The sequence below is a fragment of the Bradyrhizobium sp. OAE829 genome, from assembly GCF_040546575.1.
In the GTDB taxonomy this organism is placed as follows: Bacteria; Pseudomonadota; Alphaproteobacteria; order Rhizobiales; family Xanthobacteraceae; genus Bradyrhizobium.
The window spans coordinates 1,228,348-1,240,512 of the sequence record NZ_JBEPOE010000001.1 but is presented as its reverse complement, the minus strand read 5'-3'; the positions used below and the strand labels follow the sequence as shown (position 1 = coordinate 1,240,512).

Genomic DNA, 12,165 nt, shown 5'->3' with positions numbered 1-12,165 from the left:
GCCGCCCGTTCGGTTTATAGGATCGCGCTTCCATGTCGATGTACGGCTATCTCTTTCGGCGTCTGCTCGGCACGATCCCCGTGATGCTGGTGGTTGCGGTCTTCATCTTCCTGATGCTGCGGCTGACCCCCTCGGATCCTGCGGCGATCATCGCCGGCGACAACGCCACCACTGAACAGGTGGCGCAGATCCGCAGCCAACTCGGCCTCGACCGGCCGATGATCGAGCAGTTCGTGATCTGGTCGGGCCGGGTGTTGACAGGTAATTTCGGCGAAAGCTTCTTCTTCAAGAAGACGGTGGCCGCGCTGATCGGCGAGCGGATCGAGCCGACCTTGTCGCTCGCGCTGTTCACGATCCTGATTGCGGTATTTGTCGCTGTTCCGCTCGGCGTGCTGGCGGCGCACCGGCACGGTTCGTGGATCGACCGCATCGTGATGAGCTTTTCGGTGCTCGGCTTTTCCGTGCCCGTGTTCGTGGTCGGCTATCTCCTGATCTATTTGTTCGCGGTTTATCTGAACTGGTTGCCGGTGCAGGGCTATCAGCGAATCTCGGAGGGGGTTGGCGGCTGGGCGCAGCGGCTGATCCTGCCGTCGGTGACCTTGTCGGTGATCTATATCGCGCTGATCGCGCGCATGACCCGCACCAGCGTGCTTGAGGTGCTCTCCGAGGATTACATCCGCACCGCGCGCGCCAAGGGACAGTCCGAGCGAAAGGTGATGTTCCGCCATGCGCTGCGCAATGCGGCCGTCCCGATCGTCACGGTGATCGGACTTGGCGTAGCGCTTTTGATCGGCGGCGTCGTCGTCACCGAGAGCGTGTTCACCATCCCCGGCCTTGGCAGGCTCACGGTCGACGCGGTGCTGGCGCGCGACTATCCGACGATCCAGGCCGTGATCCTTCTGTTCTCATTCGTCTACGTCATGATCAACCTTGCGGTAGACATGATTTACACAATCCTCGATCCCAGGATCCGCTACTGATGGCCGACGCTACGATCCTCGAACCCGCGCTGCCGGCGAGCGCAGCCAAGCCCGCCGCGTATCGCAAATTGCTGCGCAACATGGGCGTGGTGTTCGGCGCCGCCGTCATCACGATCGTGCTGCTGATGGGGTTGTTTGCACCCTGGCTCGGAACCATCGATCCGACCGCGATCAGCCCGATCGCACGAAACAAGGTTCCCGGCGCCGAAATCACGATACGCACGGACACCGGCGAACGCATCAAGATGATCGCCAAGTTAGGCACCGACGGCCTCGGACGCGACGTCTACAGCCGCGTGGTCTATGGCGCGCGCGTCTCGCTCTTTGTCGGCATCACGGTGGCGCTGATCAGCGTCGCCTGCGGCCTGTTCATCGGTCTGCTCGCCGGCTTCTTCCGCGTTCTCGACGCCGTCATCATGCGGATCATGGACGGCTTGATGGCGATTCCGGCCATCCTGCTGGCGATCGCCATGGTGTCGCTGTTCCGCTCCAGCGTGTGGACGGTGATCATCGCCATCACGGTTCCGCAGATTCCAGGCGTGGTCCGGCTCGTGCGCTCCATCGTGCTCAGCGTGCGCGAGGAGCCCTATGTCGAGGCGGCGGTGACGCTCGGCACGTCTACCCCGAAACTGCTGTGGCGGCACGTGTTGCCCAACACCGTCGCGCCCATGATCGTGCAGGGCACGTTCATCTGTGCGTCCGCCATTCTCATCGAAGCCATCCTGTCCTTCCTTGGCATCGGCGTGCCGCCGGAAGTGCCGACCTGGGGCAACATCATGGCCGCGGGAAGAGAGGTGTTCAGCCTGTTCCCGCACAACATCATCTATCCCGGTGTGTGCCTTGCGCTCACCATCCTTGCGGTCAACGTTCTTGGCGACGGCTTGCGCGATACTCTCGATCCCAAGATGATGAAGCGGGTGTGATGTGAGCAACACCGTCCTCGAAGTCTCCGATCTTTCCGTCGCCATCAGGGGAGGCGACCGGCCGCACGCCGTGCAGGGGATCAACCTGACCGTCGATGTTAACGAGATCGTCTGCGTGGTCGGCGAATCCGGCTCCGGCAAATCGGTGACGGCGCAGGCGGTGATGGGGCTGTTGCCGAAGGGCGCGATGCAGGTCGAGAGCGGTTCGATCCGATTGCAGGGCGATCAACTGCTCACCAAATCCGATACCGAGTTGCGCGCCATCCGCGGCACCCGCATGGCGATGGTGTTCCAGGAGCCGATGACCGCGCTCAATCCGGTCGAGCGGGTCGGCGACCAGATCCGTGAAGTGCTGGAGATCCACACCAGGCTCGACCATAAGGAGCAGCGCGCGCGGGTGCTCGAGATGATGCGCGCGGTGCATCTGCCGGACCCCGAGCAGATGATCGACGCCTATCCGCACCAGCTCTCCGGCGGCCAGCGTCAGCGGATCATGATCGCGGCCGCGCTGGTGCTCGACCCTGCACTATTGATTGCGGACGAACCGACCACGGCGCTCGACGTCACCACGCAGGCTCAGATCCTCAAGCTCGTACGGGAAATGCAGGGGCGCACAAAAACCGGCGTACTGTTCATCACCCACGATTTCGGCGTCGTTTCCGAGATCGCCGACCGTGTCGTGGTGATGCAGATGGGCCGGATCGTGGAGCAGGGCCCCTGCGAGGAAGTGCTGCGGGCTCCGCGCGAGGAATATACCAGGATGCTGCTGCGGGCGGTGCCGAGCATGACGCCGCCGAAGCGATCTCCGGTGACCGGTCCGGTGGTCCTCCAGACCGAGAATCTCTTCAAGACCTATGGCAAGCGATCGCTGTTCCAGCCGAAAGCGCGCGTCGTGGCCGCGGTCAAGGACGTCTCGCTGACGGTCCGTCGCGGTGAAACGCTCGGCATTGTCGGCGAGTCCGGTTCAGGCAAGTCGACAGTGGCGCGTTGCGTCGCGCGGCTGGTCGATACCTCAAGCGGCGGCATCAAGATCGACGGCATCGATATCGCGGCAATGCGGGAGGCGAAATTTCGTCCGATGCGCCGGCGCGTTCAGTTCATCTTCCAGGATCCATATCGATCGCTCAATCCGCGCCGCACGGTCGGAGAGGCGATCATCGAGGGGCCGATGAATTTTGGCGTCAGCCGCAAGGAGGCGCTGCAGCGAGCGCGCGACCTGATGGCGATCGTGCACCTGCCTCCGGCCGCGATCGATCGCTTCCCGCACCAGTTCTCCGGCGGCCAGCGCCAAAGGATCTGCATTGCGCGGGCGCTGGCGATGGAGCCTGAATTGCTGATTGGCGACGAGCCGGTGTCGGCGCTCGACGTCTCCGTGCAGGATCAGGTGCTAAAGCTCCTGGACGAGGTGCGCCGAAAGTTCAATCTGGCGGTGCTGTTCATCACCCACGATTTGCGGGTCGCAGCCCAGGTCTGTGACCGCATCGCGGTCATGCAGCGCGGGGTAATCGTCGAACAGGGCACCACGGCGGAAGTCTTCGCCGCGCCCCAGCACGAATATACCCGGGCATTGTTCGACGCCGCGCCTGGCAGGCATCAGGAATTCGCCGCCAGCGCTTGATCGCGCATTGCCATCCGATTAAATCGAAACGGGCGCTGGATTCTCCATTTGACGCGTTTTCCTGACGCGAACCGGAGTTCACTTTGCTGGAAACGCTCTAGCAGTGGCTGTCGCGCACCAATTCTGGCCCGTCATTCAGGAGCGGAGACCTGACTTGCGGCTCGGGTGAAGGAGAACGCTCCCGGGGCGGCTTGCTTATCGTGGAATTTGGTTTTTCGGGATGTTGCTCTCTCGGCATGTTGTCAGCGCTCCATTTGCTGCAGGACAACATTTTCGCGGGCAACAGGTTCCGTCAATCCGGGTGCGCTGCGACATGCGCCAGTAGCAATTCGCTGACCCGTTCCGGCGCCTCATCGGCCGCGAAATGTCCGACGCCGGGCAGTACTTCGAATTGATAGGGCGCGGCGACGAAATCGCGGGTGCCTTCGGCGGCGATACGGCCGACGGTGTCGTCGGCGTCGCCCCAGATGTAGAGCGTGGGTACACGGATCGGACCGAGCGGCCCGCGGACCGCGCCGCGCGCGCGGTACCAGGCCAGCGCCGCTTCCATCGCGTCCTTGTTGCCAAGCACGTCCAGATGCCTTTCGATCGCCTCATTGGGAACACCGTTGGCAATGAGCCGATCACGCAGCCATTTGGCGTTGTCGGCGAGCACTATGTCGGCCGCGTCAGGTTCGAGGAACGCCTTGTGGTGTCGCGAGCGACTAGCCTGCTCGCCGTCCGACATGTGCAGCGCGCGATTGAACGCGTTCGGATGGGGCCGCGAAAGAATGGTGAGCGAGGCCAGCCGCTCGTGGCAACGGTCGGCCAATCCCCAGGCGATGCTGCCGCCCCAGTCATGGCCGACCAGGTGAAAGCGCGCCTCGCCATAGCCCGAGGCTGCGGCGATGGCCAGCGCGTCGTCGATCAGGCGGTCGATCAGGTAATGCGAGAACTCGCGGGGGTCAGGCCGCGCGCCCGGAGAGTAACCGCGCTGGCTCGGCGCAATCGCGCGGTAGCCCATATCGCCGAGCGCCGTGACCTGGGCGCGCCAGCAATGCATCGATTCGGCAAAGCCATGCAGCAGCAACACCAGCGGCGCGCCTGTCTCGCCCGCGACGAGGGCGTCGAAGGTGAGGCGCGGGGAGATGGTGATCTGTTCCAGGGCGGGCACGCGACAATCCTAGATAGACAATGCCGGCCGGTCCACGGCGAAACGATTTTTCTTTGGGGCAGGCGGTCGTCTGGGCCCGTCCGGAATTATGCAAGGGCCGAAAAGTACTGTATTTGGGGCCCGTCAATCGCAGAAGCCTCAAGGGATATTATCGTTGCATTATCTGAGATCGGTCGCATTCGATACGTTGGTGGTGCTGTGGACGCTGGTGCTGTCGCCGGCGATACCCCTGTTGTGGGCATTCGATGCGAGCAGCGCAAAGGTTCGCGCGGTGTCCCAATTGTGGTCGCACGGCATCGTGTTTCTTCTGAAATACGTGGTGGGGCTGGATTACAGGGAGCAAGGCCGCGACAACATTCCAGTTGGCCCGTGCATCATCGCCTGCAATCACCAATCGCTGTGGGAGACCGTTGCGCTCTGCGTGATTTTTCCCGATGCCAGCATCGTCGCCAAGAAAGAACTGCTCAACATCCCGGTCGTCGGCTGGTTCCTTCACCGCTATCCGATGATCCTGGTCGACCGGTCAGCCGGCCGGCAGGCGCTCAAGCAGATGATCGCGGAAGCAAGGGCGGCGATCGGCGAAGGCCGCAAAGTCCTGATATTTCCGCAAGGCACGCGCCAGGCGGTCGGCGAGCCCATGACATTCCATGCGGCCGGCATCGCCGCGTTGTACACCAATCTCGATATCCCGGTGTTGCCGACGGCGCATAATTCCGGATTGTTCTGGGGCAAGAAGACGCTGATGATTCACAGCGGCAACATTTCTCTGTCCTATCTGCCGCCGATTCCGCCGGGGCTCGATCGGAAAGAGTTTCAGGCGAAGGTCGAGCGGCAAATTTCCGAAGAGGCGAGCCGATTGATCAAGGCGGCGGACGCGAAGGTCGTTAGTTAGCGCGACCATCGTTCGGCGAGCCAGCCTGCGACCGGCGAGAAAAAGGCCAGGCACCAGATAAACTGCGCCACCTTCGGGGAGAATGTGGCGATGGCTGTTCCGATCACGAATACCAGAATCGGAAATAATACCGTCACCCGCAATGGCATGTCGCGGCGGCCCCTGAGGGCGATAACCCACAGCAGCCCATTCAGCGTGGCGATGGTAGCGAGATGGATTCCGTAGATCACGGCGACCACGCCGTCGAGCCGATAGCTGCCATACAGTCCGTTGGTCACCGGCAGGATGATGATCGACAGCAGAAACAGCAGATTGAGGAATACCACGCCGCGGCTGGCTTCCGGCGCAACGGCGAGCCGCCGGTGATGGCTGAACCAGAACAGGCCGGCGACCACGAAGCTGATCGTCAGCGCGATGACCGGTTGCGCGTAGACGCGAACGAGGTCGATCCAGGCCGGCGCGGTGGCGAAATTGCCGGCCTTCGGCAGGTCGTAGGCGAGCAGCGTCATGGCTACGCCGAAGATCGTGTTGCTCAGCATCTCCAGCCGGCGCATTTCGAAAAGACTAGTCTGCTGCAAAGTTGCTCCCCCGCCACGCTTCGTCCTGACGGTCCGGGCATGGCTTGCCAGGCCGCGGCTCGTCAGAGCGTCCCCGTGCCTCACCCGTCCGTCTTCGCCTTCGCTGCGCTTCAGCTACGCCGGACACGCTTCGCCCTCACGGCCTAAGCGTGGCTGCGCCACGCGTAGCCCGTCAGGGCGAAGCGTGGTGCGGGCGGTGGGACTCGAACCCACACGACGTTGCCATCGAGGGATTTTAAGTCCCTTGCGTCTACCAATTCCGCCACGTCCGCTTTAGTCAGAAGATCAGGTACTTAGCGCGTTTGCCCGCGAAGTGGAAATGGGATAATCCGCCCCCGGAAACCGCGCCTTTCCTTAGGGGAACGCGGGGCCGGACGCAAAGCCTCAATGCGGACATCTGGTCCTGCTTTAGGCAATCTCAATGTTGTAGGCTTATGAAGGTCCGATGCCCGTATCCTCGTCCCATCGCCGGCGAATTTCGCGTGCCGTAGGCGTGTTGGCGCTGCTCGCGGCCGCCGCAGGGCTCTCCGGCTGTGCCAGCGTGGGCGACAACGTGTCGACGGCTTTTGCCGATCCCGCCAAATACGACCTCTATGATTGCAAGCAGCTCGAGACGGAACGCGTCAAGATTGCCGGGCGCAAGGCGGATCTGCAGGGCCTGATGGCGAAGGCTGAAACCGGCGTCGGCGGCTCGGTCGTGTCGGAGCTTGCCTATCGCAACGAACTCGTTGCGACTCAGGGACAATCGAAGTTCGCCGAGGAGGCCTGGCGGCGCAACAAATGCCATGAATCTCCGCCGGAGTCCAAACCTGCCGCGAGCGCGGCGGCGACGCCGCCTGCGCCGGCTGCAGGCGTCCGCGGATCCCGTCCATCGTCGCGATGACGCGCCCTGCGGAAGTTCTCCCGCGCCGTGCGCACGCGTCAGATGTTCACGCCCGCCAGTCGTAAATCCAGTCCTGCCGCGCCAGCATTCGCCTTGGACCGAGCGATTTGATCGCAAGATCGCGCGCGAGCGCCAGCGGTCCTGTCAGATGATAGATTTGTCCCGACCGCCGGGCGGCGCGCTGAACCCGTAACACGCGGGCGCGCCGCTGCCGTCCGTACCGCTTGAGGGCCGCCGGGATGCCGGCGGTATTTTCGCCGGAGCTATCGCTCAAGGCTTTCGCCAGCACCGCAGCATCCTCGATCGCCATTCCTGCGCCTTGCGCTGCGAACGGCAGCATGGCGTGCGCGGCATCGCCGAGCAGCGCGATCGCGCCGTCACTCCAGTCGCCGATATCGGGCACCGTGAACAGCGCCCATCGCCGCCACTCATCGACGGCGCCGATCAGCATCCGGGCGGTTGCCGGCCATTGCTGCGAGAACGCCGCCTTGATTTCGTTAGCCTCGCCCGGTGCGCTCCAGCCCGGCCTGTTCCACGTCCCCGGCACGATGGCGACGACATTGACGCGCCGCCCGCCCGAGATCGGATAGGCGACGAGATGCGCTCTTGGTCCCATCCAGAGTTGCACCCGGGGCGAGGTATATTCGCGCGGCAGCGCCGTCGCATCGAGCGTGCCGCGCCAGGCGATCAGACCAGAGAATTGCGGCTGGACCTCCGGGAACAAATGATGCCGGACCGCCGACCAGATGCCGTCGGCGCCGATCAGCGCCACCGCCAGTTCCTGTTGCCGCGCATTGCCGCGACGCCCCACGACCGTCAGTCCCTTGGCGTGCGCGGTGACATCCTCGAACTGGCAGCCAAGCCGCAATTCGATGTCGGGACTGTGGTCGACCTCTGCCTGCAGCGCCGCCTGCAGGTCGGCGCGATGCACCACCCAATAGGGTGCGCCGGCGCGAAAATTCGCGGCCTCACCGAGCGGCAGGCGGGCGATCTCGCCGCCGTCCCGGGCGCTCATGATGTTGATGGATTCGGGCGTGACGGCGCGCGGCGCGAGCCGCGGCTGCAGACCGAGTTCAACCAGGATGCGGCTGGCGTTGGGCGAAAGCTGCAGGCCGGCGCCGGCTTCCTCCAGCCGCTCGGCCTTTTCCAGAACGACGACGCGAAAGCCTTGCTTTGCGAGCGCCAGCGCCGCGGTCAGTCCTCCGATCCCGGCACCAGCGACAACGATGGTGCGCGTAACCGCCACGGCGGATCTGTCAGGCGACTTTGTCTTTCAGCACACATTCCGGGGGGCGCGCTTCGCCGGCTTTGAGATCGGCGGCAAACCGGTACAGCGTGGAGCAATAGGGGCAGATGATCTCGTTGTCGTTGCCGAGGTCCAGGAAGACATGCGGATGGTCGAACGGCGGATTGGCGCCCACGCACATGAATTCCTGCGAGCCGATCTCGATTACCGAGACGCCGGCGTCGTTGTGAAAGTGCGGGACGACATGGTCGGACATCTTGTTTCACCTTGGATAGCAATGACGGACGGACGCAACCAACGCGATGCCCGGCTCGACATGCCGCGCACCATACTGACGGGTTCCGTTGATTCCTATAGCCCAGATTCTTGAAGGTCGCCGCCGCACATTTGCTCATGCAAATTCGACACAATCTTGTCGTCCCAGAGAAGCCCTTCTTTCGTCGGGGACGTTGTGTCGCAAATGCGGCACATTATGTTGAGGGCAGCGAAAATCCAGGTTTTGCAGGGATGATGCGGGCAGGGCTCAGTTTGGCGGCGGCGGGCATGGCGGCAACTATCGCCGTGGGTGCGGCGCTATGGCCACACGCGCGCGACTCTTTTGCGATCCTGGCGGCGCAGGACGAACCGTCCGAATTGGCCGATCTGAGGATCAATTCTGCCCTGCGGAACAACCCGGCGCTGGTTGCAGAAAATATCGAGGCCGCGCTGGCGGCAGGCGATGCCGATCTAGCCGGCAGCTTTGCCGAATTGGCGCGCGACAAGAACATCGCCATCGGCGAAGAGCTGTCGACGCGCGTGAACGAGGCCGTCACGGACGCGAACTCAACCTCGCATTTTGCTAAACGTTTCGCGGTCGGTCTCGTCACCGGCAACGCTGAGGATGTCGCGAGCCTGTCGGGCACGGTGGCCGGCGATCTCTTTGTGTTCGGCGATATCCGCGACGTGGTGCGCGAGAGCAAGCATCTGGCGATGGGCGAGGATACCGATCATCTGATACTTGGACTTGCGACGGTGGGCCTGGCGGTGACGGCGGCGACCTATGTGTCGGTCGGTGGCGCGCTACCGGTGCGTGCCGGGCTGACCATGGTCAAGGATGCCCGCAAGGTCGGGCGCCTCGGCGAGGGACTGATGCTATGGGCCGGCCGCTCGGCGCGCGAGGTCGTCGATGGGCCGATGCTGCAGAAGGCGGTCGCCTCCGGCTCGGTGCTGCGGCCCGGTGCAACCGTCAGCGCGATCAAGGCGGCGTTCCGCGCCGAGAAGGCCGGTGCGCTGGTTCGGCTGGCCAAGGACGTCGGCCGCATCGGAGAGAAGGCCGGTACGCGCGGTGCGCTCGACACGCTGCGCATCGCCGAGGGCCCGAAGGATATCGCGCGAGCCGCCCGGCTCGCGGAATCCAAGGGTGGCCAGACCCGCGCGATCCTGAAACTGTTCGGCCGCGGCGCCCTGCTGCTTGCGGTCGGCGCGTTCAATCTGTCGCTGTGGGTATTCAGTGCACTGCTGACGCTGTTCGGCTTCCTGTCGTCGATCAAGGCGATCACCGAGCGCGCCACCATGGCGTATCTGCGCCGCAAGAAGGCGAGGCGACAGCGTGAGCAGGCGGCGGCTGCGGCGTTGCTTCCCGGCCCGGCTCTGGCGGGCGCCGCCACCTGCGGCTAGAGTTGCGATCGTTTTCCGATCGCGCCTTTTGAACTCCCCAAAAAATGGAACTAGCGATGCCGAGTTTTCACAACGGCGATATCGAAATTGCCTATCTCGACGAAGGCGAGGGCGATCCGATCGTTCTCGTACACGGCTTTGCCTCGAGCAAGAACGTGAACTGGGTCTATCCGACCTGGGTGTCCGAGCTGAAGAAGGCCGGGCGCCGCGTGATCGCGCTCGACAACCGCGGTCATGGCGATTCCGGCAAGCTCTACGACTCCGCGCAATACGAGATCGCGATCATGGCCGGCGACGTCATCGCGCTGCTGGATCATTTGGAAATCGAGCGGGCCGACGTGATGGGCTATTCACTGGGATCGCGGATGACGGCGGTGATGGCGCTGGGCCAGCCGCAGCGGCTGCGCTCGGCGATCCTGGGCGGCATCGGGATCGGGATGATCACGGGCGGTGGCCCCGGCGAGAACGTAGCCCTCGCACTCGAGGCGCCGTCGCTGGAGGACGTGACCGATCCGGTCGGGCGGACGTTTCGCGCTTTTGCCGACCAGACCCGTTCCGACCGCCGCGCGCTGGCGGCCTGCCTGCGCGGCTCGCGGCGCCTGATGACGCGGGATGAAGCCGCCGCTATCCATGTGCCCGTGCTGATCGCCGTCGGCACGTCAGACGAAATCGCAGGCTCGGCGCAGGCGCTGGGTGAGATCATTCCGGACGCCGAGGTGCTGGATATTCCGAACCGCGATCACATGCGCGCGGTCGGCGACAAGGTCTACAAGGCCGGCGTCATCGATTTCCTGTCACGGCGAAGCTAAGCCTTCGCGTGCGTCCTCGCCGAAAAATTGCCGCGCAGCCGCGATCAGCACCACGAAGGTCGCGACCCACGCCATGCGCGCGCCATAGCGGTCATGCGGGCCTGATATCACGGCGCAGATAAACGCGTTGCCGAGCACGGCGAGTGTAACGGTTCCCGCGAGGAGCGTGAGATCATCGAACGGACGCCGCCACAGGCCGCGACCGAACACGATTGCGGCCAGCAGCATCGAGACGAGCGCCACCGGAACGTGGAGACGGTTGATGGCGGCGAAGTTGAGCCGCCAGCGCTGCTGGTTCGCTGCGCGCATCGCCTTGACCTGCGTTGGGATATAACGCTCGATGATCCCGTAGGTGTGGCCGATCCATTCATTGGTGCCTTCGCCGGTCGCGACATGGACCAGTTGCCGCGCGGTTCCGGTGATCGCCGCCTCGATCTGCCGTGCCGGATATTCGGCGAGCGAACGCAGCACGATGAAGCTCATCTCGTCGCCCAGGCCCTTGAAGCGGCCAAGCGTGTTGAACATGCTGTTGCCCCACAGAAATTGATCGGCCGTTGCAGGCAACTGGTCGCGATAGGGACAGAGCTTCAACTGCTGCTGCTGCGGGCAATGCTCCTTCAGGTAACGCGCGACGATGCCGTCCTGCAGCATGCGTCCGAAGGCGACGCCGTAGCCGCCGGGCGTCCACGCCACTTTCCCCGACAGCGCGAAATTCGCCGCCAGCAGCATCGCCGCACCCGCGACGAGGGTGAGGCTGCCCTTCATCAGTCCGGAAACCGTAATTCGTCCGCGCGAAAACGGACGCATGAGCCACCCCACACAACACAGCCCGAGCAGCACCGCCAGCGTGGCGCTGTGCGAGGCCGCGGCGAACGCCGTCAGCGCGAACAGCGAACATTTTTCGATTGTCGAGGTCCGCTCGCCGAGCGCGACCAGGATGAAGAGCGACAGCACCGACAGGCCGGCGTAGAGGTCGGTCAGAAGCGTGCTCACGAGCCACGGCAGCGCGGTGGCCAGGGCCAGCACCAGGCTCATTGCGAGCAGCCGCAAGGGTTGGGCGATTTCGAATGCGCGCAGCGTCAGCTGCAGGATCCACAACGTTGCCAGCGCCTGGATTCCGAGATTGATCCAGAACGCGGAGTCCTCGCCGAAATGCAGATAGAGGCCGAACACGGTGGAGCGGCTTGGCACGAGGTAGCCCTCATACCAGCGTGCCAGATAGCCGCCGGTATCCCATTGGAGCAGCGGGTAGCCGTTCCACAGGGCAGGGGCGAGCAACATCAGGGGGATGGCAATGGCGGCGATCCAGACCAGCCGTGAATCGGCCGTCCGCGCGCGCAAAATCTGCGTGTTGATGTGATTTCCCCCCAATTTCGGCCAGCTTGCCCGGAACGGCCGGGGGCCGAAATTCATCAATAGTCGGACCT

General features: G+C 63.9%; 12 protein-coding genes and 1 tRNA gene. 7 read left to right on the top strand and 6 right to left on the bottom strand.

Annotated features, from left to right (window positions below; translation table 11 throughout):
- Positions 1 to 38: 38 nt before the first annotated feature.
- The 3 genes from ABIE49_RS06180 to ABIE49_RS06170 are packed head-to-tail and all read left to right on the top strand — an operon-like array spanning position 39 to position 3,521.
- The gene (locus ABIE49_RS06180; protein WP_192734269.1) at positions 39 to 980 is read left to right on the top strand and encodes an ABC transporter permease; all 942 of its coding nucleotides are present in this window, start codon (positions 39 to 41) and stop codon (positions 978 to 980) included.
- Positions 980 to 1,903 (top strand): ABC transporter permease, encoded by a 924-nt coding sequence (locus tag ABIE49_RS06175; RefSeq protein ID WP_192734042.1) that lies wholly within the window; start codon positions 980 to 982, stop codon positions 1,901 to 1,903. Before ABIE49_RS06180 ends, ABIE49_RS06175 begins: the two co-directional genes overlap by 1 nt.
- Before the next feature lies 1 nt (position 1,904).
- Positions 1,905 to 3,521: an ABC transporter ATP-binding protein gene (locus ABIE49_RS06170; RefSeq protein WP_354066624.1), complete on the top strand. Its 1,617-nt coding sequence runs from the start codon at positions 1,905 to 1,907 to the stop codon at positions 3,519 to 3,521.
- Between the two features lie 292 nt (positions 3,522 to 3,813).
- On the opposite strand, the gene ABIE49_RS06165 is transcribed toward ABIE49_RS06170, so the two are convergent.
- A complete protein-coding gene (locus tag ABIE49_RS06165; RefSeq protein WP_210337086.1) occupies positions 3,814 to 4,674 on the bottom strand; it encodes an alpha/beta fold hydrolase in 861 nt (286 codons plus the stop codon).
- A 154-nt stretch (positions 4,675 to 4,828) separates the two neighbouring features.
- Between ABIE49_RS06165 and ABIE49_RS06160 the strand changes: the two genes are divergently transcribed.
- Positions 4,829 to 5,566: a lysophospholipid acyltransferase family protein gene (locus ABIE49_RS06160; RefSeq protein ID WP_192734041.1), complete on the top strand. Its 738-nt coding sequence runs from the start codon at positions 4,829 to 4,831 to the stop codon at positions 5,564 to 5,566.
- Here ABIE49_RS06160 and ABIE49_RS06155 read toward each other — a convergent pair.
- Both ABIE49_RS06155 and ABIE49_RS06150 read right to left on the bottom strand, forming a co-directional pair.
- The gene (locus ABIE49_RS06155; protein WP_192734267.1) at positions 5,563 to 6,120 is read right to left on the bottom strand and encodes a TMEM175 family protein; all 558 of its coding nucleotides are present in this window, start codon (positions 6,118 to 6,120) and stop codon (positions 5,563 to 5,565) included. The two genes, ABIE49_RS06160 and ABIE49_RS06155, sit on opposite strands and share 4 nt — an antisense overlap.
- A gap of 209 nt (positions 6,121 to 6,329) precedes the next feature.
- Positions 6,330 to 6,416: transfer RNA gene (locus tag ABIE49_RS06150), tRNA-Leu, on the bottom strand.
- A gap of 173 nt (positions 6,417 to 6,589) precedes the next feature.
- Between ABIE49_RS06150 and ABIE49_RS06145 the strand changes: the two genes are divergently transcribed.
- Positions 6,590 to 7,027: a twin-arginine translocation pathway signal gene (locus ABIE49_RS06145; protein ID WP_192734040.1), complete on the top strand. Its 438-nt coding sequence runs from the start codon at positions 6,590 to 6,592 to the stop codon at positions 7,025 to 7,027.
- 46 nt (positions 7,028 to 7,073) lie between these two features.
- Here ABIE49_RS06145 and ABIE49_RS06140 read toward each other — a convergent pair whose 3' ends face one another.
- Positions 7,074 to 8,273: an FAD-dependent monooxygenase gene (locus tag ABIE49_RS06140; protein ID WP_192734039.1), complete on the bottom strand. Its 1,200-nt coding sequence runs from the start codon at positions 8,271 to 8,273 to the stop codon at positions 7,074 to 7,076.
- Positions 8,274 to 8,283: 10 nt separating this feature from the next.
- Complete coding sequence (locus ABIE49_RS06135; protein WP_192734038.1) at positions 8,284 to 8,529, bottom strand: zinc-finger domain-containing protein; 246 nt, start codon at positions 8,527 to 8,529, stop codon at positions 8,284 to 8,286.
- Positions 8,530 to 8,780: 251 nt separating this feature from the next.
- On the opposite strand from ABIE49_RS06135, the gene ABIE49_RS06130 reads away from it, so the two are divergent.
- Positions 8,781 to 9,929 (top strand): hypothetical protein, encoded by a 1,149-nt coding sequence (locus ABIE49_RS06130; protein WP_192734037.1) that lies wholly within the window; start codon positions 8,781 to 8,783, stop codon positions 9,927 to 9,929.
- Between the two features lie 56 nt (positions 9,930 to 9,985).
- Positions 9,986 to 10,738 carry an alpha/beta fold hydrolase gene (locus ABIE49_RS06125; protein ID WP_192734036.1) on the top strand — a complete coding sequence of 251 codons (753 nt, stop codon included), beginning with the start codon at positions 9,986 to 9,988 and terminating at the stop codon, positions 10,736 to 10,738.
- Here the strand turns inward: ABIE49_RS06125 and ABIE49_RS06120 are convergent.
- Positions 10,724 to 12,151, bottom strand: coding sequence for a hypothetical protein (locus ABIE49_RS06120; RefSeq protein ID WP_192734035.1), 1,428 nt, complete (start codon positions 12,149 to 12,151; stop codon positions 10,724 to 10,726). The two genes, ABIE49_RS06125 and ABIE49_RS06120, sit on opposite strands and share 15 nt — an antisense overlap.
- Positions 12,152 to 12,165 lie beyond the last annotated feature (14 nt).

Coding starts and splice junctions, on each gene's coding strand:
- ABIE49_RS06175 (WP_192734042.1), top strand. CDS start 980: ATGGCCGACGCTACGATCCTCGAACCCGCGCTGCCGGCGAGCGCAGCC.
- ABIE49_RS06145 (WP_192734040.1), top strand. CDS start 6,590: ATGCCCGTATCCTCGTCCCATCGCCGGCGAATTTCGCGTGCCGTAGGC.
- ABIE49_RS06155 (WP_192734267.1), bottom strand. CDS start 6,120: ATGCGCCGGCTGGAGATGCTGAGCAACACGATCTTCGGCGTAGCCATG.
- ABIE49_RS06125 (WP_192734036.1), top strand. CDS start 9,986: ATGCCGAGTTTTCACAACGGCGATATCGAAATTGCCTATCTCGACGAA.
- ABIE49_RS06180 (WP_192734269.1), top strand. CDS start 39: ATGTACGGCTATCTCTTTCGGCGTCTGCTCGGCACGATCCCCGTGATG.
- ABIE49_RS06120 (WP_192734035.1), bottom strand. CDS start 12,151: ATGAATTTCGGCCCCCGGCCGTTCCGGGCAAGCTGGCCGAAATTGGGG.
- ABIE49_RS06130 (WP_192734037.1), top strand. CDS start 8,781: ATGATGCGGGCAGGGCTCAGTTTGGCGGCGGCGGGCATGGCGGCAACT.
- ABIE49_RS06135 (WP_192734038.1), bottom strand. CDS start 8,529: ATGTCCGACCATGTCGTCCCGCACTTTCACAACGACGCCGGCGTCTCG.